Genomic DNA, 25,691 nt, shown 5'->3' with positions numbered 1-25,691 from the left:
GGCGAGGCCAGCCCTAGAATCGGCCGCAATGCCCCTGGTTTTTCTCGTCGCGCTTCCCTTCATCGCCAGCGTGTTGGCGGCCCTGATGCCGTCGAACGCCCGCAACCGGGAGTCGACGCTGGCGGGGCTGGTCGCGCTGGGCTGTGCGATCCAGACCGCACTGATGTTCCCGCGCATCGCGGGCGGCAACGTGGTTCGCGAGCAGATCGCGTGGCTGCCATCGCTCGGCTTCGACCTCGTGTTCCGGATGGACGGCTTCGCCTGGCTGTTCTGCATGCTGGTGCTCGGCATCGGCGCGCTGGTGGTGCTCTATGCGCGCTACTACATGTCGGCGTCCGACCCGGTGCCGCGCTTCTTCTCGTTCTTCCTCGCGTTCATGGGCGCCATGATGGGCGTGGTGCTGTCCGGCAACCTGGTGCAGCTGGCGCTGTTCTGGGAGCTCACCAGCCTGTTCTCGTTCCTGCTGATCGGCTACTGGCACCACCGGCGCGATGCACGCCGGGGCGCGCGCATGGCACTCACGGTCACCGGCGCAGGTGGGCTGTGCCTGCTGGCTGGCGTGCTGGTGCTCAAGCGCATCGTCGGCAGCTTCGACCTCGATGTGGTGCTGGCATCGGGCGACCTGATCCGCGGCCACGCGCTCTACCCCGTCGTGCTGGTGCTGGTGCTGCTCGGCGCCTTCACCAAGAGCGCGCAGTTTCCGTTTCACTTCTGGCTGCCGCGCGCGATGGCGGCACCGACCCCCGTGTCGGCCTACCTGCACTCGGCCACGATGGTGAAGCTTGGCGTATTCCTTCTGGCACGGCTGTGGCCGGTGCTGTCGGGCACCGAGTCGTGGTTCTGGCTGGTCGGCGGTGCCGGCGCGATCACGCTGCTGCTGGGCGGCTATGTCGCGATGTTCCAGCGCGACCTGAAGGCGCTGCTGGCCTACTCGACGATCTCGCACCTTGGGCTGATCGTGCTGCTGCTGGGGCTCAACAGCCCGCTGGCCGCGGTCGCGGCGGTGTTCCACGTGATGAACCATGCAACCTTCAAGGCCTCGCTGTTCATGGCGGCCGGCATCATCGACCACGAAACCGGCACCCGCGACATCCGCAAGCTCAGCGGGCTGCTGCGGCTGATGCCGATCACCGGCACGCTGGCGATCATTGCCAGTGCCTCGATGGCCGGCGTGCCGCTGCTCAACGGCTTTCTCTCGAAAGAAATGTTCTTCGCCGAGACGGTGTTCATCCAGTCCACGCCGTGGATCGACTGGAGCCTGCCGATCATCGCCACGGTGGCCGGTGTCTTCAGCGTGGCCTATTCGGCGCGCTTCGTGTTCGACGTGTTCTTCGGCCCGCCCTGCGGCCCCGAGGTGCCGAAGACGCCGCACGAGCCGCCGCACTGGATGCGTGTGCCGGTCGAACTGCTGGTGCTGGTGTGCCTGGTGGTCGGCGTGGCGCCGGCCTGGTCGGTCGGGCCTTTGCTCGCGGCTGCGGCACTGCCGGTGGTCGGCGGGGAGTTGCCCGAATACAGCCTGGCGGTCTGGCACGGATTCAACCTGCCGCTTTTGATGAGCTTCATCGCGCTCGCGGGCGGCATGGCGCTGTTCATGCTGCAGCGCCGCCGTCGCGGCCAGGGCGGCCTTGCGCACACGCCGCTGCTGCACCGCTTCGACGGCCAGCGCATCTTCGAGCATCTGCTGGCACGGCTCAGCGAGCTCGGCCGCCGCAGCCGCCGGTTGCTCGGCACCAAGCGCTTGCAGACGCAGCTGCTGTGGCTCGTGACATTGGCGCTCGCCGGTGCCGGCGCATCGCTTTGGCTCGTGCCGGCCACGCGGGGCACGCGCGAGTTGCTGCCCTTCTCGCCGATGTTCGCGATGACCTGGGTGATCGGCGCCACCTGCGCGCTCGCGGCCGCCTGGCAGGCCAAATTCCACCGGCTCGCGTCGCTGATGCTCGCGGCCGGCGCCGGGCTCACCTGCTGCATCACCTTCATCTGGTTCTCCGCGCCCGACCTCGCGTTGACGCAGCTGGTGGTCGAGGCCGTGACCACGGTGCTGATCCTGCTCGGCCTGCGCTGGCTGCCGATGCGCAAGGTGATGCCGCAACCCGCCCGCGCGCGGCTGCGGCCCTGGGGCCGGCGCGGGCGCGACCTGCTGGTGGCCGCCTTGGCCGGCTGCGGCATGGCCGCACTGGCCTGGACCGTGATGACACGGGAGTTTCCGCTCAGCATCTCGCCGTTCTTCCTGGATCGCGCGCTGAGCGAGGGCGGCGGCACCAACGTGGTCAACGTGATGCTGGTCGACTTCCGTGGCTTCGACACCTTCGGCGAGATCACGGTGCTCGGCGTGGTCGCGCTCACCGTGTATGCACTGCTGCGCCGGTTTCGCCCCGCGCCCGAATCGATGGCGCTGCCGCAGCAGCAGCGGGCCCAGGCCGACGACGGCAGCGGCGACCTGCTCAACCCGCGCATGGCCAAGGACACGGCGGTCGGCTACCTCATGGTGCCGGCGGTGCTGGTCCGGCTGCTGCTGCCGCTGTCAGTGCTGGTATCGGTTTATTTCTTCATGCGCGGCCACAACGCACCGGGCGGCGGCTTCGTCGCCGGACTCGTGATGTCGGTCGCGCTGGTGCTGCAGTTCATCGTGTCGGGCGCCGAATGGGTGGAAGAGCACCTGCGCATCTACCCGCGCCGCTGGATCGCCATCGGCATGCTGCTCGCGCTCGCCACCGGCACCGGCTCGGTGGCACTGGGCTATCCGTTCATGACAACGCACACCGCCCACATCGATCTGCCGCTGCTCGGCGTGATCCATGTTCCGAGCGCGCTGTTCTTCGACATGGGAGTGTTCGCGCTGGTACTGGGCGCCACCATGCTGATCCTGACCGCACTGGCCCACCAGTCGATCCGCAGCCACCGCTGGGCCGAGGAGCAGGCAGAGCGCGAACAAGGCGGGGGCGCAGGCTGATGGAGGCTGTACTTGCCATCGCGATCGGGGTGCTCACCGGCTCGGGCGTCTATCTGCTGCTGCGCCCACGCACCTTCCAGGTGATCATGGGGCTCACGCTGTTGTCCTATGCGGTGAACCTGTTCATCTTCAGCATGGGGCGGCTCAAGGTCGACAGCGAACCGGTGCTCACGCCCGGCTTCGTCGCCAACCTGTCCAACACCGCGGATCCGATGCCGCAGGCGCTGGTGTTGACCGCCATCGTGATCGGCTTCGCCATGACCGCGCTCTTCCTCGTGGTGATGCTCGCCTCGCGCGGCCTGGCCGGCAACGACCATGTGGACGGCGAGATATGAACTCGCCCCCAGTCTTCGCGCACTTCGTGTCGCAACGCCCACCCCCTGCCGGGGGCGGGCCGGCCGCTCCGGGCGGCCGAGCGCGGCGGCCCTCGCGAAATGAATCAAACGCGGGCCTCGCGCCAGTGTCAACGGGGTTGCCAGCATGAGCCCGCTGCTCTGGCTGGACCGGCTGCTCGAGGCCACGATGCCGCACCTGGTGGCGGCGCCGATCCTGGTGCCGATGCTCACCGCCGCATTGATGCTGCTGATGGGCGAGCAGCGCCGCCGCGCCAAAGCCACGCTGAGCGTGGTGTCGGGCCTGGTCGGCCTGGTCGCGGCGCTGGCGCTGCTGCGCTGGGTCAACGCCGTCGACACCGGCGGCGGGGCCGGCTCGATCGGCGTGTACCTGCCGGGCAACTGGCGTGCGCCGTTCGGCATCGTGCTGGTGGCGGATCGGCTCTCGACGCTGATGGTGGCGCTCACCGGCGTGATCGCGTTCGCGGCCTCGATCTATTCCACCTCGCGCTGGGATCGCGCCGGCGTGCATTTCCATCCGCTGCTGCAGTTGCAGCTGATGGGGCTCAACGGCGCGTTCCTCACCGGCGACCTGTTCAACCTGTTCGTGTTCTTCGAGGTGATGCTGGCGGCGTCCTACGGCTTGCTGCTGCACGGCTCCGGCCGGTTCCGCGTGGCGGCCGGGCTGCATTACATCGCGATCAATCTGGCAGCTTCTTCGCTGTTCCTGATCGGCGCGGCGCTGCTCTACGGCGCCACCGGCACGCTCAACATGGCCGATCTCGGCCTGCGCATCGCCCAGATCGCACCCGACGACCGCGGGCTGGTGCATGCCGGCGCGGCGATCCTGGCCGTGGCCTTTTTGGCCAAGGCCGGGGCCTGGCCGCTCAACTTCTGGTTGGTGCCGGCCTACAGCGCGGCCGTGTCGCCGGTGAGCGCAGTGTTCGCGCTGCTCACCAAGCTCGGTGTCTACACCGTGTTGCGCCTGTGGACCCTGCTGTTCGCCCCGGACACCGGCGCCTCGGCATCGTTCGGCCAGGATGTGCTGGTGGCGATCGGCCTGGCGACGCTGTTCGCCGGCGCGCTCGGCATCGTCGGCACCCAGCGGCTGTCCAACCTCGCGGGCTACAGCGTGCTGGTGTCGGCCGGCACGCTGCTGGCGGCGGTGGGGCTCGGCCAGCCCGCCGTGTGGGCCGGCGCCCTCTACTACCTGGTGAGTTCCACGCTCGCGGTCAGCGCCTTCTTCCTCCTGATCGACATGATCGAGCGCTGGCGCAACGCCGGCGCAAGCATCGCGCCGCACGAGAGTGCAGGCCACGCCCCCTTCCTGGCCGAAGACCTGAAAGCGATCGACGACGTGAACCTCGACGACGAGCAGCAGGCGCTCTACGGGCGAGCCATCCCCGCCGGCATCGCCTTCCTCGGCCTCGGCTTCGTTGCATGCACCCTGCTGCTCGCTGGCCTGCCACCGTTTTCGGGGTTTGTCGGCAAGTTCGCGATGCTCTCGGGCCTGCTCGACGCCCGCAATGTGAATCCCACCGGCTGGACCTTCCTCGTGCTGCTGCTAACGTCGGGTTTGCTCGCGCTGATCGCGCTGAGCCGCGCCGGTATCCGGCATTTCTGGACGCAGCCGCTGGCCGCCATACCGGCACTGCGCGCGCTCGAGGTGCTGCCTGTCGCGGCGCTGCTGGCCGCCAGCGTGGCACTCACCGTCGCGGCCGACCCGGTGCTCCAGCATGCCACCGCCACGGCCGAAGGCCTGCGCACGCCCACCGCTTACCGTAAGGCGGTGATGGGCGCGCGCCAGCTCGCCGGCCCCACCAACGGGGGCCGCGCACCATGAAGCGCTGGCTGCCCTCGCCGCCCCTTTCGCTGGCGCTGTTCGTCGTGTGGCTGCTGCTCAACCAATCGCTGCATCCGGCCACCTTGCTGCTGGCAGCCGTGCTGGCCATCGCGGTGCCCTTGCTGACGCAAGGGTTGCGTCCGGCCCGGGTCCGCATGCGCCGCCCCGGCGTGGCGCTGAAGCTGGCGGGCCGGGTAGCGATCGACCTGGTTCATTCGGCGCTCGTGGTCGCGCGGCTGTTGCTGACGCGGCGTACCAAAGACATTCACGCGCACTTCGTGGAGGTGCCGCTCGATCTGCGCGACCCGAACGGGCTGGCGGTGCTCGCGATGATCCTGTGCCTGACACCCGGCACTGCCTGGGCCGAGTTGTCGCGCGACGGCGCGACGCTGCGCATCCACATGTTCCACCTCGACGACGACAAGGCGTTCGTCGCGCTGGTCAAGGCGCGCTACGAACGCCCGCTGATGGAGATCTTCGAATGACACCGTTTCTGCTCTGGGCCCTGAAATTCGCGCTGTTCCTGCTCGCAATGGCGATGCTGTGCGCGCTGGCGCGCCTCTTGATCGGCCCGACCGCGCAAGACCGCGTGATGGCGCTCGACTGCCTCTACATCAACGGCATGCTGATGATGCTGGCGCTCGGCATCAACTACGCGAGCAACGTCTACTTCGAGGCGGCGATGCTGATCGCGCTGTTCGGCTTCGTCAGCTCGACGGCAATGGCCAAGTTTCTGCTGCGCGGGGAGGTGATTGAATGAACGCCGCGCCGGGCCGCCCCAAGAACACGGGGGCACTCCAATGAACCTGATGGGCGCCTTGCCGCTATGGGCGGAGCTCTTGACCGCGGCGTTCGTCGTGCTCGGCGCCGCCTTTGCCGCGATCGGTTCGTTCGGCCTGATCCGGCTGCCGACCTTCTTCCGGCGCATCCATGCGCCCACGCTGGGCGCAACGCTCGGTGTCTGGTGCATGACGATCGCGACCATCGTCTACTTCTCGGTGCAGGGCTTCAACCTGTTCCTGCACGCGGTGCTGATCGCGCTGTTCGTCGCGCTGACGGCACCGGTCACCACCATCTTCCTGATGCGCGCCGCGTTGTTTCGGCATCGCAAGAACAGCGACCAGGCTGCGACCCCGGATCGCCCTACTTGACCTGCTGCTTGCCCAGCTTGCGCGCCAGCGTGCGCCGGTGCATGCCGAGCCGGCGCGCGGTCTCGGAGATGTTGAAGCCGGTCTCCGCCAGGGTTTCGTGAATGCGCTCCCACTCGAGCGTCTTGATCGACGAAGCGCGGTTGGTCAGTTCCACCTCGACATTGCCCGCCGCGCGGCCGAACGCGGCCTCGATATCGTCGGTGTTGGACGGCTTGGCCAGGTAGTGGCTGGCGCCGAGCTTGATGGCTTCGACCGCGGTCGCGATGCTGGCGAAGCCGGTCAGCACCACGATCAGCATGCCCGCATCGTGCGTGTGCAGCGCCTGCACGCAGGCCAGGCCCGAGGCCTGGCCGTTGAGCTTGAGGTCGACCACCGCGTAGCCGGGCGTTGGCTGCTGCTGCAGCAGCGCGTTGACCTCGATCAAGCTGGCGGCCAGCGTGACCGAGTAGCCGCGCCGCTCGAACGACCGGCTCAGGGTGCGGGCAAAGGCGGCATCGTCCTCGACGATGAGCAGCCGGCGCTCAGCTTGCATGGGCTTCGTCCTCTTCCAGCGTGATGGCTGCCAGCGGCAGCGAGATCGTCACGGCCGCGCCGCCTTCGGGCCGGTTGCGCGCAGTGACGCTGCCCCCGATGGTACGGGCCACGTTGACGACCAGGAACAGGCCGAGGCCACCGCCCGGCCGGCCTTTGCTCGACTGGTAGGGCTTGCCCAGATGCGCCAGCATGGCGGGCGCAAAGCCAGGGCCGTCGTCGGTGCAGGTCAGCACCAGCGTATCGGCTTCGCGCATCACCTCCAGCTGCAGCGCATGCCCGGAAGCCTCGAGCGCGTTGTCGAGCACGTTGCAGATCATCTGCTTCAGGGCCGAGTCGGACACCATCGGCATGTCGTGGCCAAAACGGTTTTCGTAGGTGAGCGCGGCGGCCGGTCGCGTGCTGCGCCATTCGTCGACCAGGCCGTCCAGAAAGTTGCAGATCGTGGTTCGCGCCGACGACTCGCCGCGCGCCTCGCCAGCCGACAGCAGGATGCCGCTCACGATGGTCTTGCAGCGCTGAACCTGCAGCTGCATCTCGCCGACCTCCTGCAGCAGCTCGGCATCGGCCTTGAACGCTGGCATGCGCCGCCAGTCGCCCAGGATCACGGCCAGCGTGGCGAGCGGCGTACCGAGCTCATGCGCCGCGCCCGACGCCAGCAGCCCCATGCGCACGATGTGTTCCTCCTCGGCGGCGCGCTGGCGCAGATCGGCCAGCCGCGCGTCGCGCTCGCGCAGGTTGCGGCTGATGCGCGTGATGAAGATCACCACCAGCGCTGCGTTGATCACGAAACAGACCAGCACGCCCTGCACGTACGGGCTGGCTAGGCCGCGATCGAGATCCAGCGGCAGCGCGAGCGGCCGCCCGAAGCGCGCCAGGCCGGCAAGGCATGCGGTGGTCACGGCGACGATGATCCAGGTCGACCAGGCTTCCAGCAGCACGGCGCCCAGGATGATCTGCAGCAGATAGAGAAAGACGAACGGATTCGTGACGCCGCCGCTGAGGTAGAGCTGCGTGGTGAGCATGCCCACGTCGACCAGCGAAGCGACGAACAATTCGGCGTTGGTGACTTCGCGATACCGGTGCCAGCGCAACAGGCTCACGCCATTGAACGCCACCAGGCAACCCAGCACCGCCAGCATTTGGTCGACCGGCAGCGGCACGCCGAAACCGTAGTACACGACCCCGATTGTCAGAACCTGTCCGACCGCGGCGATCCAGCGCAGCTGGATCAGCTGCTGCATGTTCTTGAAGCCTGTGGCGTCGTCCGGGCCCGCGGGCACGCCGGCTTTTTCAGTGGGGCTTGGCATCCTGCCTATCTTGCCGCTTCTTTTCGCGCAACACGCGCCAGGCGGCGCCCGCAACCATCAGGGCCAGCGCGTACCAGGTCAGGGCGTAGACAAGATGGTTGTTGTGGAACGCAATCACGGTCAGCCCGCCGGCCGGCCACGTGCGTTCCGCGCCGCCCGGCAGGCCGGGGCCGGCATCCGCATCGACGAAGAACGGCGCGACGTTGTCCAGCCCGCGAGCGACGGCAATGGCCTGCACGTCACGCGAGTACCAGCGGTCGCCCGCGGCGTCGTTCCTGCGCAGGAAGCCGCCGCCCGGCTCGGTCAGGCGCAGCAGACCGGTGACGACGGTCGGGCCGGTCGGCTCGCTGGCTTTGCGCGCGGCCCGCTCGCGTGCCTCGGGCGGCACGAAGCCGCGATTGACCAGCACCACGCTACCGTCCGCGGCCTGAAGTGGCGAGAGCACCCAGAAGCCGCTGCCGAGGCCGGTGACGGCCTGCACCAGGGTTTCGCGCTCGTTCAGGAAGGTGCCGGCGATCCGCACATGGCGGTATTCGTCGGCGGCCGCGCCGAGCTGCGGCCATTGGGTTGGCCCGGGCGCCGCGACCGCCGGCGCATGCACACGCGCATCGACACGGGCGATGAGGTCGAGCTTCCACGCCCTGCGCTCGAGTTGCCAGGTGCCGAGCGCGACAAGACCGGAAAAACCAGCAAAGGCAAGCAGCGCGACAGCGGCGAACGCGATCCGCCTCAAGGCATGTTCTTCATGTCGTGCGTCGACATCGGCATCATGTTGTTGTTGAGGTGGTACATCACCCAGATCGAGCCGCTCAGCGTGATCACCACCAGCACCAGCGTGAACACCAGCGCCAGCATCGACCAGCCGCCTTCGGCCTTGGTGTTCATGTGCAGGAAATAGATCATGTGCACGATGATCTGCACCACCGCGAACGCCAGCACCACCAAGGCCGTGGTGCTCGACTTGTCGAACACCTTGGCCATGACGATCCAGAACGGAATCGCAGTGAGGATCACCGACAGGATGAAGCCCGTCATGTAGCCCTTGAAGGTGCTGTGCGGCCCCTCGTCGTGGCCGTGTTCTGCGTGGTCGCTCATGTCAGGGATCCCATCAGGTAGACGAAGGTGAAGACACCGATCCACACCACGTCCAGAAAGTGCCAGAACATCGACAGGCACATCAGCCGGCGCCGGTTTTCCGGAATGAGGCCGCCCCGCGTCACCTGCACCATCAGCGTGATGAGCCAGATGATGCCGAAGGTCACGTGCAGGCCGTGCGTGCCGACCAGCGTGAAAAAGGCCGACAGGAACGCGCTGCGCTGCGGGCCGGCGCCCTCGTGGATCAGGTGGGCGAACTCGTACAGCTCGAGCCCGAGGAAGGCCGCGCCGAACAGGCCGGTGATGGCCAGCCACACCAGCATTGGCCGCACCTTGTTCTTCTGCATCTCCAGCATGGCGAAGCCATAGGTGATGGACGAGAACAGCAGCATCGAGGTGTTGATGGCCACCAGCGGCAGGTCGAACAGGTCGGCGCCCGAGGGCCCGGCCGCGTAGCTGCGGCCCAGCACGGCATACACCGCAAACAGCACCGCGAAGATGAGGCAGTCGCTCATCAGATAGAGCCAGAAGCCGAGCAGCGTTCCGTTCTCGACGTGATGCTCCTCGGGCACCCAGAAGCGCAGGTTGTCCGGCGTATCGACGCTGTCGGCAGTCGTGGTCATCGCGGCGCTCATGCGGAAGCTCCCAGCAGGCGCGTACGTTCGCCTTCGATGCGGATCACCTCGTCGACGCCGATGTGGAAATCGCGCTTGTAGTTGAAGGTGTGGACGATCGCGACCACGATCAGCGCCGCGAACGACAAGGCCGCCAGCGGCCACATGTGCCAGATCGCCGCGAAACCGAACACGGTGCTTAGCCCGGCGAGCACGATGCCGGCCCAGGTGTTCTTCGGCATGTGGATCGGGATGAACCCGCTGACCGGACGCTGATAGCCGCGCTTCTTCATGTCGTGCCAGGCATCGCCGTCATGGATCACGGGCGTGAAGGCGAAGTTGTACGACGGTGGTGGCGACGAGGTCGACCATTCAAGCGTGCGGCCGTTCCACGGGTCGCCCGTGGTGTCGCGCAGCGCTTCGCGGTCGCGCCAGGTCACGTAGAACTGGACGATCATCGCCAGAATGCCCAGCGCAATCAGGACGGCGCCGAAGGCAGCGATCTGGAACCAGATCTGCAGCGAGGGGTCTTCGAAACGGCTCATGCGGCGCGTCACGCCCATCAGGCCGAGCACGTAGAGCGGCATGAACGCGAACCAGAAGCCCGTGAGCCAGAGCCAGAACGACACCTTGCCCCAGAATGGGTCGAGCTTGACGCCGGTGGCCTTGGGAAACCAGTAGTAGATGCCGGCGAACACGCCGAACACCACGCCGCCGATGATCACGTTGTGGAAGTGCGCGATCAGGAACAGGCTGTTGTGCAGCACGAAGTCGGCCGGTGGCACCGCCAGCAGCACGCCCGTCATGCCACCGATGGTGAAGGTGACCATGAAGCCGACCGTCCACATCATCGGCACCTCGAAGCGGATGCGGCCGTGGTACATCGTGAACAGCCAGTTGAAGATCTTCGCCCCGGTCGGGATCGAGATGATCATGGTCGTGATGCCGAAGAACGAGTTGACGCTGGCGCCCGAGCCCATCGTGAAGAAGTGGTGCAGCCACACCAGGTACGACAGAATCGTGATCACGATCGTGGCGTACACCATCGACGCATAGCCGAACAGCCGCTTGGCGGAGAAGGTCGACACCACCTCCGAGAACACGCCGAACAAGGGCAGGATCAGGATGTACACCTCGGGGTGGCCCCAGATCCAGATCAGGTTGACGTACATCATGGCGTTGCCGCCAAGGTCGTTGGAGAAAAAGTTGGTACCGACGTAGCGATCGAGCGACAGCAGCGCGAGCACGGCGGTCAGCACCGGGAAGGCGGCAACGATCAGCACATTGGTGCACAGCGCCGTCCAGGTGAAGATCGGCATCTTCATGAGGCCCATGCCCGGCGCGCGCATCTTGACGATGGTGGCGATCAGGTTGATTCCCGAGAGCAGAGTCCCTACCCCCGCAATCTGCAGCGACCAGATGTAGTAGTCGACCCCCACGTCGGGGCTGTAGGCGATGCCGGACAAAGGTGGATAGGCCAGCCAGCCGGTGCGTGCGAACTCGCCGACAAACAGCGACATCATCACCAGCACCGCGCCGCTGGCGGTCATCCAGAAGCTGAAGTTGTTGAGGAACGGAAACGCCACGTCGCGCGCGCCGATCTGCAGCGGCACGGCAAAATTCATGAGGCCGGTGACGAACGGCATCGCCACGAAGAAGATCATGATCACGCCGTGCGCGGTGAAGATCTGGTCGTAGTGGTGCGGCGGCAGGAAGCCCTCGTTGCCGCCGAAGGCCATCGCCTGCTGGGCCCGCATCATGATCGCGTCTGAGAAGCCGCGCAGCAGCATCACCAGCCCGAGGATGATGTACATGATCCCGATCTTCTTGTGATCGATGCTGGTGAACCACTCGCGCCACAGGTAGCCCCAGACGCGGTAGTAGGTGAGTGCGGCGGCGAGCGCGCCGCCGCCCAGCGCCACGGCGATGAAAGTGACCAGCAGGATCGGGTCGTGCAGCGGAAAGGCCTCCCAAGTGAGGCGGCCGAAGACGAGCTTCGTGAAATCGAGGTGTTCGAACATGTTGAGGGCGGACGCCGGAATTAATTGGTGCGGGCGACCGGCGCGAGCAGCGGATCGACCGGGTCATTGACGCTGCACATCGCGGCGACATAGGTGCGGGTTGCCTGGCCGCCGGCGCCCGGCGCAGCGCCCGACGCGATGTTGGAGGCGCCCGGCATCCCGAGGCCGCCGCCCGCGTCGATGGCCATGATGTCCTTCATGCACATCTTTCCCGCCTCGACGCAGCGGTTGACGATGGCGTCGTAGAGATCCGGCGCCACGCTGGCGTAGCGCTGCACCGGGTTGCGTTCGCTCGGCTTTTCGAGCGCCAGGTAGGTGGCGCGGTCGAGCGGTGCATTGGCGCTCTTGGCCGTTTGCACCCACTTGTCGAAGTCGGCAGCGGCCAGCCCGTGAAACTTGAAGCGCATGCCGGAGAATCCGGCGCCACTGAAATTCGCCGAGAAGCCCTCGAACTCGCCTGGCTTGTTGATGACGGCGTGCAGCTTGGTTTCCATACCCGGCATGGCGTAGATCTGGCCTGCCAGCGCCGGAATGAAGAACGAGTTCATCACCGACGAGGCGGTGATCTTGAACATGATCGGCCGATCCACCGGCGCCGCCATCTCGTTCACCAGCGCAATGCCCTGCTCCGGATAGATAAACAGCCACTTCCAGTCGAGCGCCACCACCTCGACCACCAGCGGCCGGGTGCCAGGGATCACGTTGCGCTCGGCATCGATGCGCTGCAGCGGGCGGTACGGGTCGAGCGTGTGGGTGCTGATCCAGGTCAGCGCGCCGAGCGCGATCACGATCAGCAACGGCGCCGCCCAGATCACGAGTTCGAGCTGTGTCGAGTGGTCCCAGTCGGGCTTGTAGACCGCCTCGGTATTGGATTTGCGGTAGCGCCAGGCAAAAAGCAGCGTCAGCGCGATCACTGGCACCACGATCAGCAGCATCAGCACGGTCGACTGGATGATCAGGTCGCGTTGCTGCGCCGCCACGTCGCCGGACGGATTCATGAGCACCATGTTGCAGCCTGCCAACAAGGTGACGGCGGGCAGCAGGAGCAGTCCACGAAGGTTCTTGAAGGAGGGCATGCCGGACAAAAGATGGAAAGCGTGATCGGGAACGCGCAGAATCTACGACCAACGGCGCCTGCCGGGCATTGGACGTTTTGTCCTATGGCGACATTTGACGAGCAATGCGACCCTCCGGCGTCCAAGTGACAACACCCTAATCACAAGCGAGCACGATGTCCAGCATCAGCCACCACCCCAACGAGCTGTCGCCGCGCGAGATGGAGCGCGACGTCCGCAACGTCACCGCCGACCACACCGGCATCGCCCCGAGCGAGATCGCCGTCGGCGTCATCATCGGCCGCGCCTCCGAGTATTTCGACTTTTTCGTCTACGCCATCGCCTCCGTGATGGTGTTCCCCGCGGTGTTCTTCCCGTTCGCGGATCGCCTCGAGGGCACGCTCTACTCGTTCGTGGTTTTCTCGTTCGCCTTCATTGCACGGCCGATCGGCACGATCTCTTTCATGGCGATCCAACGGCGCTGGGGCCGTGGCGTCAAACTGACAGCCGCACTGTTCCTGCTCGGCGTGTCGACCGTGTGCATGGCCTTTCTGCCCGGCTACGCGTCCATCGGCCCGGCCGCTATCGTGCTGCTGTCGATCCTGCGTTTTTTCCAGGGCATTGCGCTCGGCGGCTCCTGGGACGGGCTGCCCTCGCTGCTGGCACTGAGCGCCCCTGAGAAGCGCCGCGGCTGGTACGCCATGATTCCCCAACTCGGCGCGCCGATCGGTTTCATGATCGCGGCCGGCCTCTTCCTGTTTCTCCATACGAGCCTCTGGACGGGGGATTTTCTCGAATGGGGTTGGCGCTATCCGTTCTACGTCGCGTTCGCGATCAACGTGGTGGCGCTGTTCGCCCGCCTGCGGCTGGTGGTCACCAACGAATACGAGCGCCTGCTCGACAAGCACGAACTCGAACCTACCCCGGTGGTCGAGCTGTTCCGGGCGCGCGGCGCCAACCTGTTCATCGGCGCCTTTGCGGCGCTGGCGAGCTATGCGCTGTTCCACCTGGTCACCGTGTTCCCGCTGTCGTGGATCACTTTGCGCGCGACCCAATCGGTGCGCGACGTGCTGGTGGTCCAGATCATCGGCGGTGGCATCGCAATCGTCGGGATCATCGCCTCGGGCTGGATTGCCGACCGTATCGGCCGGCGCAGCACGCTGGGCATTCTGGCCGTGATGATCGCCGTCTTCAGCGGCTTCGCGCCGACGCTGCTGACGGCCGGTTCGCTGGGCGAGAACGCGTTCATCCTGATCGGCTTCGCCCTGCTCGGCCTGTCGTACGGCCAGGCGGCCGGTGCGGTGAGTTCGAACTTCGAGGCAAAGTACCGCTACACCGGTGCCGCGCTCACCTCCGATTTCGCCTGGCTGATCGGAGCCGCGTTCGCGCCGCTGGTGGCGCTCGGCCTGTCTGCACATTTCGGGCTGGCCTACCTCAGCATCTACCTGCTCTCGGGCGCGGCCTGTACGCTGGTGGCGCTGCAGGTCAACCGCTCGCTCGAGATCCGCGACTGATCGGGGCGCTGAGGCTCCTGAGATTCCGGGGCGGGATCAAGGCGCTGAGGTTCCGGGGTGGGCTCAGGGCGGCGGGGCACGCTGCTCCGCGAATGTCCCCCGGCCTTCGCCCTCCTCCTTTATTTCGCTGCGCAGCGTGCCCCACCGCCCTGATCCTGGACGCAGCGTGACCGTTTCGCGCTGAACATGCAGAGCGTGCCCTAGGTGTGAAGCGTCAAGAGGTTGTTTCTTGACGAATTGAGTCTGGACATGGGCACGAGGCCGCCGATGCCGCTGTGGGGGCGATGCCAGTTGTAGTGATGTTGCCAGCTCGCCAAGGCAAGCGTTCGGTGGGCAGAGTTCTGGTAGATCCACCCATAGGCCCACTCGCGCAGCGCGGACTGGATGAACCGCTCGGCCTTGCCGTTGGTCTGTGGCCGGTAGGCGCGAGTGAACTTGTGCTTGATGCCCAAGGCAGCACAGGCGAGGGCGAACTCACGCGATCGGAAGGCTGAACCGTTGTCCGTCAGCAGGCGCTTGATGGCAACGCCGAGTCGGGCGTAGTAGGCCACTGCGTCCTGCAGGAACTGCACCGCTTGGTGCTTCTTCTCGTCGGGATGCATGGCAGTGAAGGCAATGCGTGCGTGGTCGTCGATGGCCACGAAGAGAGTTTCCCAGCCCGCACCGTCAACGGAGTCTTTGCGATTGCCGGTGACGCGGTGGCTGGGCCGCACGATGCGCCCGAGCTTCTTGGTGTCGATATGCAGCAGATCGCCAGGGGCCTCGTGCTCGTAGCGCACGACAGCTTCGACAGGCTCCAGGTCGCTCAACCTGGACATGCCCGCTCGCGCCAGAACGCGGCTGACCGTGGACTCCGAGACGCCCACGCTGCGCGCGATGCGAGCCTGCAGCATTCGCCGCTTGCGCAACTCGACGATGAGCAACGCCTTGCCTGCATCGATGGTCTTGGGTGAGCGCATGGGCCTTGAAGAAGCATCGGCCAAGGCGGCAAACCGAGCCACTTCCTGGCCGTCGGCGCAGTGACGCCGTGTGCGGCTGCGGCTCGCACTGCATCCAAGCCTTCCAACGTCATCTGTTTGACCATCTCGATTCGGCGGGCAAAGGTAAGTCGGGCATGCTTATGGGTGTTCATCCGGTTGGGCGTCCTGAGTGGATTGGGTGTTTGGCGACTTCCAGTCTCTCAAACCCAATCCGGATGAACACCGGATACAACCTATTGGAGCTTCACACCTAGGCCGCTGGTGGTGGGTGGCCCCTGCAGCGAAATAAAGGAGGAGCCGAAGGCGGGGGACATTCGCGGAAGGGGCCACCCGCCGCCAGCGGCCCGCCCCACAGGCCCTACCCCAAGACCTCCAACACGAAGCGCCAGATGCCCGTGCCGCAAAGGCGGCAACCAGCAAAGGCCAGGCTCCCTGTTGAACGCGGCCCGGCGTCAGCGCATCAGCTGATTTCCCGCATCGCCTTCGCGTTCGCAACCGCGGTCTCGCGCGGCAGCGCCACTGCATTTTTCACGGCCAGGATTTCGGCCATCACGCTCACCGCGATCTCGGGCGGCGTCTTGCTGCCGATGTAGATGCCAATCGGTCCACGCAGGCGAGCCAGCGATTCGGTGGTCTGGTCGAAGTGGTCGATCATGCGTTCGCGCCGCGCTTCGGCGTTGCGGCGCGAACCGATGGCGCCGACGTAGAAAGCCTCGCTGCGCAACGCTTCCAGCAGCGCGAGGTCGTCGAGCTTGGGGTCGTGCGTGAGGGCCACCACGCAGCTGCGCCGGTCGGGCTGGAACGCGGTGACGGCGTCGTCGGGCATTTCGGTGGTCAGTGCCACGCCGGGCACGTCCCAGGTGCTGCGGTACTCAGCGCGCGGATCGCACAGCGTCACGGCGAAGCCACTGAACCGGGCCATCGTGGCCAGGTACTCGGCGAGTTGGCCGGCGCCGATCAGCAGCATGCGGTACTCGGGGCCGAAGGTGTTGACCAGCTCGTGCGCGTCCACGCCAAGCTCGGCCGGCGAAGACGCTTCGGCCAGCCGCACGCTCCCATCGGCCAGCGCCACGGTGCGCTGCATCAGCTTGCCTTTTTCGAGTTTGGCAACCAGCGCGGCCAGCGCGGCCGGTTCGGGGTCGTATTCGAACAGCAGCTCCAGCGTTCCGCCGCACGGCAGGCCGAAGCGGTGTGCCTCGTCGGCCGTGACACCGTACTTGACCAGCGCCGGCGCCCCGCTCGGCATAGTGCCGGTGCCGTGCGCGCGGGAGTAGCGCGCGATCAGGTCGTCCTCGATGCAGCCGCCCGAGACCGAACCGACCACGGCGCCGTCTTCGGCCAGCGCCATGATCGAACCGACCGGCCGCGGCGACGAGCCCCAGGTGCGCACCACGGTGGTCAGCATCGCGCGCCGGCCGGCAAGTCGCCAGTCGCGCAGCGTGCGCAGCACCATCACGTCGAGGTTTTCCATCGTCGACCGGGCCTCAACCGCGCAGGTACAGGGCCGCGCCGATGGCGATCACCACGGCCACGCCGATCCAGATCCATTTCTGCATATTCGGCTCGGACGCGCTTCCCATGCTCATCGGACGGGTGCGCGGCTCGAGCGCATCGATCGCGCCGAACGAGGTGCCGCCGCCTTCCTCGTCGTCATTCGCTGCATCCGGCGCCGGATAGCGCTGCGCCATGAGCGCATCGAAGCGCTTGAAGAAATCGTCGGCCATCGACTTGGCGGCACCGTCCACCAGGCGCTGGCCGAGCTGCGCGATCTTGCCGCCCACCTGGGCCTGCACCGTGTAGCCGAGCTCGCAACCGGCATCGTTAGGCGTGAGCGTGACGCTCGATGCGCCCTTGCCGAAGCCGGCCACGCCACCCTGCCCCTCGAACGACAGCTTGTAGCTCTGCGGCGGCGTGATCTCGGTCAGCGTGACCTTGCCGCTGAACTTGGCCGACACCGGGCCGATCTTGACGGCCATGCCCACGCTGTAGGTGTCGTCACCGGCTGCCTCGAACTTGTCGCAGCCTGCCAGGCAGGCTTTCAACGTCTCGGGATCGTTGAGCGCCTCCCAGGCCTGTTGTTGCGTAACGCCGAGCTGGCGGGTTCCGAGCATTTCCATGGTGAGTTCCTTGTTGTGTGCTTCAGGCCGTCAACGGCCCGATCGCATGAGGGCCGCGAGGCTCGCGGCCAGTTGCTCGAGTGCGCCCAGATTGTGAACCGCCAGCATCGCGTCCGCATGCCGGTGCAGCACGGCGGCCCCGCGCGCCAGGGGGGAATAGCCGTCAAAGCGCAGCAGCGGGTTGAGCCACAGCAGCTTGCGCGAATGGCGCTTGAGCCAGAGCAGTTCGCGCTCGAGCACTTCGGGCTCGCCGGTGTCGAGGCCGTCGCTGATCACCAGCACCAGCGTGCGGCGGCCGGTGAGCCGGCGCGCATGGCGCCGCCGCAACTCGGCCAGCGAGCCGCCGAGCCGTGTGCCACCGGCAAAGTCGTCGATGCTTTCGCCTGCAGCCAGCAGCATCGCATCGGTGTCCGCGATGCGGAACGCGGGCGTCAGGTCGGTGAGGTGGGTGCCGAAGGCGAACACATCGCGCCGGCCCGCCCGCCGTGTGGCGGCATGCAGAAAAGCCAGCAGCAGCCGCGCATAGCGCTCCATCGAGCCCGACACGTCGACCAGCACCAGCAGCGGCAACGGTTGCTTGCGCCGCTCCAGCCGCGGCAGGCGCATCAGTTCGCCGCCGGTGCGCGCCGCCTGGTGCAGCACGCCGGGCCAGTGCATGCGCGAATGCGCGCCGGCCCCGCTGGCGACGCGCAGCCGGCGCGCCGGCACGGTCGGCACCGGCAGCGCGATGTCGCGCGCGAGCCGCTCGACCAGGCGGTATTCGGCCGCGCCCAGCGCGTTGAAATCGGCGTGCTGCATGCGCTGGCGGTCGCTCGCGGTCATGGCCGCATCGAACTCGACCTCGCGCTCGGTCTGCGCGGGTGTGACCGGGGCGCGGGGCGCTGCCAGGGCCTCGCGCACGCGCGGCCGGCGCTTCACCGGCTCGGCCTTGCCCTCGGCACTCGGCAGCATCTGCGCGAGCATCTTGTTGGCCAGCTCGGGGTCGCGGAACCAGGCATCGAACAGCTCGCGGAACACCATGCGATCCTGCTCGCGGCTGATCATCACCGACTCCATCGCGGCGGCCAGGTCGAAGCGGCTGTCGACGCCGACCAGCATCGCCGCCTCCGCCGCGAGCGCGATGCGTGCCGAATCGGTTCGCACGCCGGCGCGGCGCAGGGCGCGGCCGAAACCCGCCATGTTGCCGGCCAGCTTGCCGCGGCGGGCATCGCCCAGTTGAATCAAGCACACCCCCTTGCAGGCAACTGCCGGAATCCGGGCGTCATGCGCCCGCTGCCTCGGGCTTCAACAGGTCGGAGGCCAGTTCCCGCGTGAGCGCGGCCACGTCGTCGCGCTGCTTGAACAGGATGCCGGCGGTATCGACCACGATCTCGGGGTCGAGCTCGACCGTGTCGAGCGCAATCAGCGCCCGGGCCCACTCCACGCTCTCGGCAATGCCGGGCGCGCGCTGGAACGCGCCAGCAAACGGGGCACTGCGCAGCCGCCCGATAAAGGCGGCCACCTGTTCCGAGAGCACGGCACCGGCTTGCGGCACCTGCGCCCGCACGATCGCCAGTTCGCGCTCGCGATCGGGGTAGTCGAGCCAGTGGTAGAGGCAGCGCCGCTTGACCGCGTCGTTGAGTTCGCGCGTGCGGTTGCTGGTGAGAATGGTCACGGGCGCCACCCGCGCGCTCACCGTGCCGAGTTCGGGAATGCTCACCTGGTACTCGCCAAGGTATTCGAGCAGGAAGGCCTCGAACGGTTCGTCGGCGCGGTCGACCTCGTCGATCAGCAGCACGGCACCGGGCTCCGGCGTCTGCAACGCCTGCAGCAGCGGCCGGCGCACCAGGTAGCGCGGCTGGTAGACCTCGGCCTCGATGTCGCTCGATGTGCCGTGCGCTTCCGCCGCGCGCATGTGCAGCAGCTGGGCCGCGTAGTTCCACTCGTAGAGCGCCTCGCGCTGCTCGAGCCCGTCATAGCACTGCAGGCGCAGCAGTTCGCGCTGCAACGCCTTGGAAAGCGCCTTGGCCAGTTCGGTCTTGCCGACGCCGGGCTCGCCTTCGAGCAACAACGGCCGCTGCAACTTGAGCGCCAGAAACACCGCCGTCGCCAGGCGCCGGTCGGCAAAGTAGCCAGCCGCCTGCAGCGCCTGCGTGACCGCGTCGATGGTGGAGAAAGGGGATGCGGCAGTTGGCGTGGCGGTGGTCATGGGATCGTTTTACCGCGCTTGCTTCGATCGCGCAGCGATTCGCGCGATCTTTTGCCGAGGAACACCGCGGAACCGGCTTCGCCGGGCCGCTGGTGTTGCCCCCTGCAAGGGGGTTGGCGGAGCGACACGAAGTGCGCGAAGACTGGGGGTTAGCCTATTTTTTTTACGGCGCGTTGTGTCAGCACGCTGATCAGGTTGGCGCGGTACGCGGCGGAGGCATGCAGGTCGCTGTTGAGTTCGCTCGCATCGATCTTCACGGCGGCGGCGGACTCGGGCGTGAAGCTCTTCGTCAACGCCTCTTCGAGCCCCTTGTGCCGGAACACGCCGTTGCCCGCGCCGGTGACGGCTACCCGCACGCTGTTGTCGTAGCGTGCCAGGAACACGCCGACCAGCGGAAAATGCGAGGCCTTCTGGCGCAGCTTTTCGTACACGGCACGCTGCGGAATCGGAAAGCGGATGGCGGTGATCAGCTCCCCCTCTTCCAGTGCCGTGGTGAACAGGCCCTGGAAGAAGTCGTCGGCCGCGATCTCGCGCTTGCTGGTGACGATGGTCGCGCCCGAGCCGAGCACCGCGCTGGGGTAGCAGGCCGCCGGATCGTTGTTGGCGACCGATCCGCCGAGGGTGCCCATGGCGCGCACCTGCCTGTCGCCGATGCGCGAGGCCAGGTCGGCCAGCGCCGGATAGGCAGCCTTGACGTCGGCGTTGTTGGCGACATCGAGATGCCGCGACATCGCGCCGATGGTCAGGTTGCTGCCGTCTTTCTTGATGCCGGTGAGCTCCTTGATGCCGCCGAGGTCGACCAGCTGTTCGGGCGCCGACAGGCGCAGTTTCATCGAGGCCAGCAGGGTCTGGCCACCGGCCAGCAGCTTGCCGCCGGCGCCCGCGAGCTTGACGGCATCGGCGAGGGAAGCGGGACGTTCGAGTGTGAAGGCGTACATGATGGTTTCTTCCTTCTGTGCGTTCAGGCGGCCGGACGGCCTTGCGTGCTGGCGGTCAGCGACGGGGTTTGTGGCTCCTGGGTCGGGGTGGTGGCGCCCTTTTGCATCGCCTCCCACACCCGGTGCGGCGACGCGGGCATGTCGAAGTCCTTCACGCCGAGCGGCGCCAGCGCGTCGAGCACGGCATTGATCACGGCCGGCGGCGAGCCGATGGCACCCGCCTCGCCGCAGCCCTTGGAGCCGATCGGGTTGTGCGTGCAGGGCGTGCTCAGGGTGTCGAGCTTGAACATCGGGAAGTCCTCGGCGCGCGGCATGGCGTAGTCCATGAAGCTGCCGGTGAGCAGTTGCCCGGTTTCGTTGTCGTACACGCAGTTTTCCATCAGGGCCTGGCCGATGCCCTGCACGATGCCGCCATGCACCTGGCCCTCGACGATCATCGGGTTGACGATGGTGCCGAAGTCGTCCACCGCGGTGAAGCGGTCGATCTTGACCTCGCCCGTGCCCTTGTCGATTTCGACTTCGCAGATGTAGCTGCCGGCCGGGTAGGTGAAGTTGGTCGGGTCGTAGAACGCGGTTTCGTTCAGGCCCGGCTCCAGCTTGTCGAGCGGGTAGTTGTGCGGCACATAGGCCGTCAGCGCCACCTGGCCGAACGGGATCTTCTTGTCGGTGCCCTTGACGGTGAATTCGCCGTTGGCGAATTCGATGTCGGCGTCGCTCGCCTCCATCAGGTGCGCCGCAATCTTCTTGGCCTTGGCCTCGATCTTGTCGAGCGCCTTCATGATCGCCGTGCCGCCCACCGAGAGCGAGCGCGAACCGTAGGTGCCCATGCCGAAGGGCACGCGGCCGGTGTCGCCGTGCACGATGTCGACCGCCTCGACCGCGATGCCCAGGCGTGCCGCCACCAGCTGTGCAAAGGTCGTTTCGTGGCCCTGGCCATGGCTGTGCGAGCCGGTAAACACCGTCACGCTGCCGGTCGGATGCACGCGCACTTCACCCGCCTCGAACAGCCCGGCGCGCGCACCGAGCGCTCCGGCCACGTTCGACGGGGCGAGGCCGCAAGCCTCGATGTAGCTGGAGTAGCCGATGCCGCGCAGCTTGCCGTTCTTGGCACTCTCGGCCTTGCGCGCGGCAAAGCCCGCGACCTCGGCGAGTTCGTTGGCGCGATCCAGCAAGGCGGGAAAGTTGCCCGTGTCGTACTGCAGCGCCACCGGCGTCTGGTATGGAAAGCTGGTGATCATGTTGCGGCGGCGAATCTCGTCCTGCCCCAAATTCAACTCCCACGCACAGCGCGATACCAGCCGCTCCAGCAGGTAGGTCGCCTCGGGCCGTCCCGCCCCGCGGTAGGCGTCGACCGGCGCGGTGTTGGTGAACCAGGCGTCGACCTCGACGTAGATCTGCGGCGTGGCGTACTGGCCCGCGAGCAGCGTCGCATACAGGATGGTGGGGATCGCGGTCGAGAAGGTCGACAGGTAGGCGCCGAGGTTCGCGTCGGTGTGCACGCGGAGCGCGAGGAACTTGCCGTCCTTGTCGATCGCCATTTCGGCATGGCTCACATGGTCGCGGCCGTGCGCGTCGCTCAGGAAGCACTCCGAGCGCTCGCCCGTCCACTTGATGCTGCGGTTGAGCTGCTTGGCGGCCCAGGTCAGGCACACGTCCTCGGCATACAGGTAGATCTTGGAGCCGAAGCCGCCGCCGACGTCGGGCGCGATTACGCGCACCTTGTGTTCCGGCAGGCCGAGCACGAAAGCGGTCATCAGAAGGCGCTCGACGTGCGGGTTCTGGTTCGACACGTACAGCACGTACTCCTCGTTCGCCCGGCTGTAGTTGCCGATGGCCACGCGCGGCTCGATCGGGTTCGGGATCAGCCGGTTGTTCACCAGGTCGAGCTTGGTCACATGCGCCGCGTTGGCAAAGGCCGCATCGACGCCGGCCTTGTCACCAAGCGTCCACTTGTAGCACTGGTTGTCGGGCGCCTCGTCATGGACCGTGACGCCGCTCGCCTTTTTCGCGGCATCGGCCACGCTCACCAGCGCGGGGTGCACGTCGTAATCGACCGCCACGGCTTCGGCCGCGTTCTTGGCCTGCTCGACCGTCTCGGCCACGACCATCGCGACATGGTCGCCGACATAGCGCACCTTCTTGATCGCCAGGATCGGGTGCAGCGGCTCCTTCATCGGTGTGCCGTCGGGGTTGTTGATGAGCCAGCCGCAGGGCAGCCCGCCCATCTTTCCCTCGATGTCCTTGCCGGTAAAGATGCCGACCACGCCGGGCATCTTCAACGCCTCGGCGGTATCGACCGACCGGAGGGTGGCGTGCGCGTGCGGCGAGCGTACGAAGATGCAATGGGCCTGGGCGCCCATCGTGATGTCGCCGGTGTAGTTGCCGGCGCCGGTCAGGAAGCGGTAGTCCTCCTTGCGGCGGATGGCCTCGCCGATGTGCGGCAGTTTTGCGAAGTCGGGGGCGCCCATGTCGTTCCCCTTATGCCGCGACGGCGGTCTTGATCGGCTGCCCCGAGGCCATCGCCTCGCCGCCCATCATCACGGCCTTGACGATGTTCTGGTAGCCGGTGCAGCGGCACATGTTGCCGTCGAGCAGCGCGCGGACTTCGGTCTCGCTCGACTTCGGATGGTGCGTGCACAGGTCGATCGCGCTCATCACCATGCCCGGTGTGCAGAAGCCGCATTGCAGGCCGTGGCACTCCTTGAAAGCCGCCTGCATCGGGTGCATGGTGCCATCGGGCTGGGCGACGCCTTCGATGGTGGTGATGTCGGCGTCTGCCACCTGGGCCACCAGCACGTTGCACGACTTGACGGCGCGGCCGTTGACGTGGACGGTGCAGGCGCCGCACTGGGCAGTGTCGCAGCCGACATGGGTGCCGGTCAGGTGAAGATGCTCGCGGATCGCGTGCACGAGAAAGGTGTTGGGAGGCGCGTCGACCGTGACGGCGCTGCCGTTGACCGTGAGCTTGACCTGCATGTGGCTGTCTCCTGTTATGGGTGATGGCTGATTTCGGCGAGTTGCATCTTCGGCGCCGGGTCGGGGCACCATCCTAGGCAAAACCCTTGACGCTTGCACGGCGCCTGCGAAATTCTCAAAATGAAACAGCGCGCCCCCACAATCTCCCCATGCTGCCTTCCGCTCCCGCCTCGCTGCCCGAACGAGCCGCGCTGATCGCCCAGGCCCGGCGCGACGTGATCGAGCACGCCACCTCGACCAGTTCGCGCATCGAACCCTGGATCACGCGCTCCTGGCAGCGCTGCCTGTCGGCCGGCCGGCGGCCGCAACAGCGCGTGAGCTTCGATGCCGTGTCGGCCCGGCACGCCCACCGCATGGTCGAGCAAAGCCGCAGCCTGGTGGCGGCCGCGCAGCCGGTGCTGGACCGCCTGGCGCGCGCCATCGCTGACACGCGCTACTTCGCGATCCTTACCGACGCACGCGGAATCGTGATCGACGTGCGCGGCGTGCCGGCGAACGCCGAACGGCCGGCGGTCGACATCGCACGCGTCGGCATCGACCTGTCGGAACACGCCGTGGGCACCACCGCCATCGGGGCCGCGCTGGCCGAGCTGCAGCCCGTCTGGCTGCACCGCGGCGAACACTTCTTTGACGACACCAGCCTCTACAGCTGCGCCGGTGCGCCCCTGTTCGGGCCCGACGGCCAATGCGTCGGCATGCTCGACCTGACCGGCGTGAACGTGGTCGAGCGCCCCGAACTCAAACACCTGGCCGCCCTGTCGGCGCGCAGCATCGAGAACGCGCTGGTGCTGCAACAGCCGCACGACCTGCTGGTGCGGCTGAACTGGCCGGGCTACGGGGGCAACACCGAGTCCGAAGGGCTGCTGTGCCTGGACAGTGACGGCCACGTCGTGGCCAGCAACGCGGCGGCGCGCGAGATGGTCAATCAGCCCGCGACCCCGGCGCTGCCGGCACGGCTGCACGCCAGCGACCTGTTCGCCCTGCCATGGACGCTGCTGTGGGATGCGGCGCGCCGCTCCAACGGCAGCGTGATCGAGGTGCCGCTGTGGTCTGGCCTGCGCCTGCAGGCGCGGCCATGGGCGGGCGGCGTGATCGGCGACGGGGCGGCACCGGCCATCGCAGCGCAACCCCGCCCACGCCTGCGCGACGTGGAAACCGCCCTGATCCGCAAGGCCGTCGACGAGGCACGCGGCAACGTCGCGGAAGCCGCCCGCGTACTCGGCATCAGCCGTGCGACCGTGTACCGCAAGCTGGCGCACGGCGCGCGCGGGTGAAGCGGATCGCCTGCACGCCCGCGCCGCAACGCTTTTACCCCGGCAGCGCCACCACAACGGCCGCCTCGTCCACCAGCGCCGTCACCCGCTGGCGCGTGCGCATGCCGCTGCCGCTCGCGGCGAAGCCGACGAGCTGAAGCTCGCCGCCGGCCAGCGCGATCACGATCTCGTCACCGCTGTCGCCGCGCGCCACCCGTGCCACCGTGCCGGTCAGCTGGTTGCCCGGGATGCCATGCGCTGCATCCGCGCGCTCGACCTGCACTGCCGTGGCTTTGCAGAGCGCGATGGCCGTCATGCCCTCGGCCAGCCCCAACAGTTCGGCGCTCTCGTGCGTGATGCGGGCGGCCATGGTTTCGCCATTGGGCAGCGCCATGCGCACGCGCACTACCGGGCCGGTGCGCTCGAGTTCGCGCACCGTGGCCGGCAACTGGTTGCGCATGCTGGTGCGCACCGACAGCCGCGCCACCGCCGCAGCGGCACCGCTGTGCACCTGCACGCCGCGGCGCGCAACGGCATGCGCATCGGCCAGCGCCAGCAATTGCTGCCCCTCGGCCGTGAGCGTGGCACCGCCACCGCCCGCGCCGCCAACCGCGCGCTCGACCAGCGGCACGCCCGCCAGGTTGGTCAGCGTGGCGATGGCCTGCCAGGCCGCCTTGTAGCTCACCCCGGCTTCCCGCGCGGCCTGCGAGATGCTGCCGGTGCGGGCGATGCCGCGCAGGATGTCGATGCGCTTGTCGCTCATGCCGTGGCCGAGCGCGTCGCTGAAGCGGGGAGTTGCCATGGCCGGGATTGTGCCGGCCGG

At 67.3% G+C, this 25,691-nt stretch carries 23 protein-coding genes and 1 pseudogene; 8 read left to right on the top strand and 16 right to left on the bottom strand.

Features of this window, described 5'->3' with window-relative positions:
- Positions 1–28 precede the first annotated feature (28 nt).
- The 6 genes from ACSFA8_RS03575 to mnhG all read left to right on the top strand — a co-directional run bounded on the left by ACSFA8_RS03575 (position 29) and on the right by mnhG (position 6,276).
- Positions 29–2,950 (top strand): monovalent cation/H+ antiporter subunit A, encoded by a 2,922-nt coding sequence (locus tag ACSFA8_RS03575; RefSeq protein WP_435478133.1) that lies wholly within the window; start codon positions 29–31, stop codon positions 2,948–2,950.
- Entirely contained in the window at positions 2,950–3,285 is a 336-nt protein-coding gene (locus tag ACSFA8_RS03570) for a Na+/H+ antiporter subunit C (protein ID WP_435478132.1), read from the top strand. Before ACSFA8_RS03575 ends, ACSFA8_RS03570 begins: the two co-directional genes overlap by 1 nt.
- A gap of 145 nt (positions 3,286–3,430) precedes the next feature.
- A complete protein-coding gene (locus tag ACSFA8_RS03565; RefSeq protein WP_435478131.1) occupies positions 3,431–5,125 on the top strand; it encodes a monovalent cation/H+ antiporter subunit D in 1,695 nt (564 codons plus the stop codon).
- Positions 5,122–5,610 carry a Na+/H+ antiporter subunit E gene (locus ACSFA8_RS03560; protein ID WP_435478130.1) on the top strand — a complete coding sequence of 163 codons (489 nt, stop codon included), beginning with the start codon at positions 5,122–5,124 and terminating at the stop codon, positions 5,608–5,610. The genes ACSFA8_RS03565 and ACSFA8_RS03560 overlap by 4 nt, the downstream gene beginning before the upstream one ends.
- A complete protein-coding gene (locus ACSFA8_RS03555) occupies positions 5,607–5,885 on the top strand; it encodes a K+/H+ antiporter subunit F (RefSeq protein WP_435478129.1) in 279 nt (92 codons plus the stop codon). The genes ACSFA8_RS03560 and ACSFA8_RS03555 overlap by 4 nt, the downstream gene beginning before the upstream one ends.
- A gap of 40 nt (positions 5,886–5,925) precedes the next feature.
- The gene (mnhG, locus tag ACSFA8_RS03550; protein WP_435478128.1) at positions 5,926–6,276 is read left to right on the top strand and encodes a monovalent cation/H(+) antiporter subunit G; all 351 of its coding nucleotides are present in this window, start codon (positions 5,926–5,928) and stop codon (positions 6,274–6,276) included.
- Here mnhG and ACSFA8_RS03545 read toward each other — a convergent pair.
- Genes ACSFA8_RS03545 through cyoA form a run of 7 tightly spaced genes read right to left on the bottom strand, consistent with a single transcriptional unit; the run spans position 6,269 to position 12,923 of the window.
- Positions 6,269–6,808 carry a response regulator transcription factor gene (locus tag ACSFA8_RS03545; RefSeq protein ID WP_435478127.1) on the bottom strand — a complete coding sequence of 180 codons (540 nt, stop codon included), beginning with the start codon at positions 6,806–6,808 and terminating at the stop codon, positions 6,269–6,271. The two genes, mnhG and ACSFA8_RS03545, sit on opposite strands and share 8 nt — an antisense overlap.
- The gene (locus ACSFA8_RS03540; RefSeq protein WP_435478126.1) at positions 6,798–8,117 is read right to left on the bottom strand and encodes an ATP-binding protein; all 1,320 of its coding nucleotides are present in this window, start codon (positions 8,115–8,117) and stop codon (positions 6,798–6,800) included. The genes ACSFA8_RS03545 and ACSFA8_RS03540 overlap by 11 nt, the downstream gene beginning before the upstream one ends.
- Positions 8,101–8,850, bottom strand: coding sequence for an SURF1 family protein (locus ACSFA8_RS03535; RefSeq protein WP_435478125.1), 750 nt, complete (start codon positions 8,848–8,850; stop codon positions 8,101–8,103). The genes ACSFA8_RS03540 and ACSFA8_RS03535 overlap by 17 nt, the downstream gene beginning before the upstream one ends.
- On the bottom strand, positions 8,847–9,212 hold the full coding sequence (gene cyoD / locus ACSFA8_RS03530) for a cytochrome o ubiquinol oxidase subunit IV (RefSeq protein WP_286545770.1): 366 nt from the start codon (positions 9,210–9,212) through the stop codon (positions 8,847–8,849). The genes ACSFA8_RS03535 and cyoD overlap by 4 nt, the downstream gene beginning before the upstream one ends.
- Entirely contained in the window at positions 9,209–9,847 is a 639-nt protein-coding gene (gene cyoC / locus ACSFA8_RS03525) for a cytochrome o ubiquinol oxidase subunit III (RefSeq protein ID WP_435478124.1), read from the bottom strand. The genes cyoD and cyoC overlap by 4 nt, the downstream gene beginning before the upstream one ends.
- Entirely contained in the window at positions 9,844–11,847 is a 2,004-nt protein-coding gene (gene cyoB, locus ACSFA8_RS03520) for a cytochrome o ubiquinol oxidase subunit I (protein WP_435478123.1), read from the bottom strand. The genes cyoC and cyoB overlap by 4 nt, the downstream gene beginning before the upstream one ends.
- A 20-nt stretch (positions 11,848–11,867) precedes the next feature.
- On the bottom strand, positions 11,868–12,923 hold the full coding sequence (gene cyoA / locus ACSFA8_RS03515) for a ubiquinol oxidase subunit II (RefSeq protein ID WP_435478122.1): 1,056 nt from the start codon (positions 12,921–12,923) through the stop codon (positions 11,868–11,870).
- A 200-nt stretch (positions 12,924–13,123) separates the two neighbouring features.
- On the opposite strand from cyoA, the gene ACSFA8_RS03510 reads away from it, so the two are divergent.
- Entirely contained in the window at positions 13,124–14,416 is a 1,293-nt protein-coding gene (locus ACSFA8_RS03510; RefSeq protein WP_435478446.1) for an MFS transporter, read from the top strand.
- A gap of 200 nt (positions 14,417–14,616) precedes the next feature.
- Here ACSFA8_RS03510 and ACSFA8_RS03505 read toward each other — a convergent pair.
- The 8 genes and pseudogenes from ACSFA8_RS03505 to ACSFA8_RS03470 form a co-directional block, all read right to left on the bottom strand.
- Positions 14,617–15,548: pseudogene (locus tag ACSFA8_RS03505) on the bottom strand (IS481 family transposase).
- Between the two features lie 308 nt (positions 15,549–15,856).
- Positions 15,857–16,867 carry an XdhC family protein gene (locus tag ACSFA8_RS03500; RefSeq protein ID WP_435478121.1) on the bottom strand — a complete coding sequence of 337 codons (1,011 nt, stop codon included), beginning with the start codon at positions 16,865–16,867 and terminating at the stop codon, positions 15,857–15,859.
- Positions 16,868–16,880: 13 nt separating this feature from the next.
- On the bottom strand, positions 16,881–17,513 hold the full coding sequence (locus ACSFA8_RS03495; RefSeq protein ID WP_435478120.1) for an SRPBCC family protein: 633 nt from the start codon (positions 17,511–17,513) through the stop codon (positions 16,881–16,883).
- A 30-nt stretch (positions 17,514–17,543) separates the two neighbouring features.
- Positions 17,544–18,692 carry a vWA domain-containing protein gene (locus tag ACSFA8_RS03490; protein WP_435478445.1) on the bottom strand — a complete coding sequence of 383 codons (1,149 nt, stop codon included), beginning with the start codon at positions 18,690–18,692 and terminating at the stop codon, positions 17,544–17,546.
- Positions 18,693–18,774: 82 nt separating this feature from the next.
- A complete protein-coding gene (locus tag ACSFA8_RS03485; RefSeq protein ID WP_435478119.1) occupies positions 18,775–19,701 on the bottom strand; it encodes an AAA family ATPase in 927 nt (308 codons plus the stop codon).
- Positions 19,702–19,850: 149 nt separating this feature from the next.
- Entirely contained in the window at positions 19,851–20,639 is a 789-nt protein-coding gene (locus ACSFA8_RS03480; protein ID WP_435478118.1) for an FAD binding domain-containing protein, read from the bottom strand.
- Positions 20,640–20,662: 23 nt separating this feature from the next.
- Complete coding sequence (locus ACSFA8_RS03475; protein WP_435478117.1) at positions 20,663–23,107, bottom strand: xanthine dehydrogenase family protein molybdopterin-binding subunit; 2,445 nt, start codon at positions 23,105–23,107, stop codon at positions 20,663–20,665.
- 10 nt (positions 23,108–23,117) lie between these two features.
- Positions 23,118–23,615: a (2Fe-2S)-binding protein gene (locus ACSFA8_RS03470; protein ID WP_435478116.1), complete on the bottom strand. Its 498-nt coding sequence runs from the start codon at positions 23,613–23,615 to the stop codon at positions 23,118–23,120.
- 149 nt (positions 23,616–23,764) lie between these two features.
- Here ACSFA8_RS03470 and ACSFA8_RS03465 point away from each other — a divergent pair, with 149 nt between their 5' ends.
- Entirely contained in the window at positions 23,765–24,889 is a 1,125-nt protein-coding gene (locus ACSFA8_RS03465) for a helix-turn-helix domain-containing protein (protein ID WP_435478115.1), read from the top strand.
- A 34-nt stretch (positions 24,890–24,923) separates the two neighbouring features.
- On the opposite strand, the gene ACSFA8_RS03460 is transcribed toward ACSFA8_RS03465, so the two are convergent.
- On the bottom strand, positions 24,924–25,670 hold the full coding sequence (locus tag ACSFA8_RS03460) for a TOBE domain-containing protein (RefSeq protein ID WP_435478114.1): 747 nt from the start codon (positions 25,668–25,670) through the stop codon (positions 24,924–24,926).
- Positions 25,671–25,691: the final 21 nt, after the last annotated feature.

The organism is Variovorax nitratireducens (assembly GCF_051216545.1).
Taxonomy (GTDB): domain Bacteria; phylum Pseudomonadota; class Gammaproteobacteria; order Burkholderiales; family Burkholderiaceae_C; genus Variovorax.
The sequence above is the reverse complement of the archived record's forward strand: the minus strand, read 5'-3'. Positions and strand labels throughout refer to the sequence as shown.

Coding starts and splice junctions, on each gene's coding strand:
- ACSFA8_RS03575 (WP_435478133.1), top strand. CDS start 29: ATGCCCCTGGTTTTTCTCGTCGCGCTTCCCTTCATCGCCAGCGTGTTG.
- ACSFA8_RS03570 (WP_435478132.1), top strand. CDS start 2,950: ATGGAGGCTGTACTTGCCATCGCGATCGGGGTGCTCACCGGCTCGGGC.
- ACSFA8_RS03565 (WP_435478131.1), top strand. CDS start 3,431: ATGAGCCCGCTGCTCTGGCTGGACCGGCTGCTCGAGGCCACGATGCCG.
- ACSFA8_RS03560 (WP_435478130.1), top strand. CDS start 5,122: ATGAAGCGCTGGCTGCCCTCGCCGCCCCTTTCGCTGGCGCTGTTCGTC.
- ACSFA8_RS03555 (WP_435478129.1), top strand. CDS start 5,607: ATGACACCGTTTCTGCTCTGGGCCCTGAAATTCGCGCTGTTCCTGCTC.
- mnhG (WP_435478128.1), top strand. CDS start 5,926: ATGAACCTGATGGGCGCCTTGCCGCTATGGGCGGAGCTCTTGACCGCG.
- ACSFA8_RS03545 (WP_435478127.1), bottom strand. CDS start 6,808: ATGCAAGCTGAGCGCCGGCTGCTCATCGTCGAGGACGATGCCGCCTTT.
- ACSFA8_RS03540 (WP_435478126.1), bottom strand. CDS start 8,117: ATGCCAAGCCCCACTGAAAAAGCCGGCGTGCCCGCGGGCCCGGACGAC.
- cyoD (WP_286545770.1), bottom strand. CDS start 9,212: ATGAGCGACCACGCAGAACACGGCCACGACGAGGGGCCGCACAGCACC.
- cyoC (WP_435478124.1), bottom strand. CDS start 9,847: ATGAGCGCCGCGATGACCACGACTGCCGACAGCGTCGATACGCCGGAC.
- cyoB (WP_435478123.1), bottom strand. CDS start 11,847: ATGTTCGAACACCTCGATTTCACGAAGCTCGTCTTCGGCCGCCTCACT.
- cyoA (WP_435478122.1), bottom strand. CDS start 12,923: ATGCCCTCCTTCAAGAACCTTCGTGGACTGCTCCTGCTGCCCGCCGTC.
- ACSFA8_RS03510 (WP_435478446.1), top strand. CDS start 13,124: ATGGAGCGCGACGTCCGCAACGTCACCGCCGACCACACCGGCATCGCC.
- ACSFA8_RS03500 (WP_435478121.1), bottom strand. CDS start 16,867: ATGGAAAACCTCGACGTGATGGTGCTGCGCACGCTGCGCGACTGGCGA.
- ACSFA8_RS03495 (WP_435478120.1), bottom strand. CDS start 17,513: ATGGAAATGCTCGGAACCCGCCAGCTCGGCGTTACGCAACAACAGGCC.
- ACSFA8_RS03490 (WP_435478445.1), bottom strand. CDS start 18,692: ATGGCGGGTTTCGGCCGCGCCCTGCGCCGCGCCGGCGTGCGAACCGAT.
- ACSFA8_RS03485 (WP_435478119.1), bottom strand. CDS start 19,701: ATGACCACCGCCACGCCAACTGCCGCATCCCCTTTCTCCACCATCGAC.
- ACSFA8_RS03480 (WP_435478118.1), bottom strand. CDS start 20,639: ATGTACGCCTTCACACTCGAACGTCCCGCTTCCCTCGCCGATGCCGTC.
- ACSFA8_RS03475 (WP_435478117.1), bottom strand. CDS start 23,107: ATGGGCGCCCCCGACTTCGCAAAACTGCCGCACATCGGCGAGGCCATC.
- ACSFA8_RS03470 (WP_435478116.1), bottom strand. CDS start 23,615: ATGCAGGTCAAGCTCACGGTCAACGGCAGCGCCGTCACGGTCGACGCG.
- ACSFA8_RS03465 (WP_435478115.1), top strand. CDS start 23,765: ATGCTGCCTTCCGCTCCCGCCTCGCTGCCCGAACGAGCCGCGCTGATC.
- ACSFA8_RS03460 (WP_435478114.1), bottom strand. CDS start 25,670: ATGGCAACTCCCCGCTTCAGCGACGCGCTCGGCCACGGCATGAGCGAC.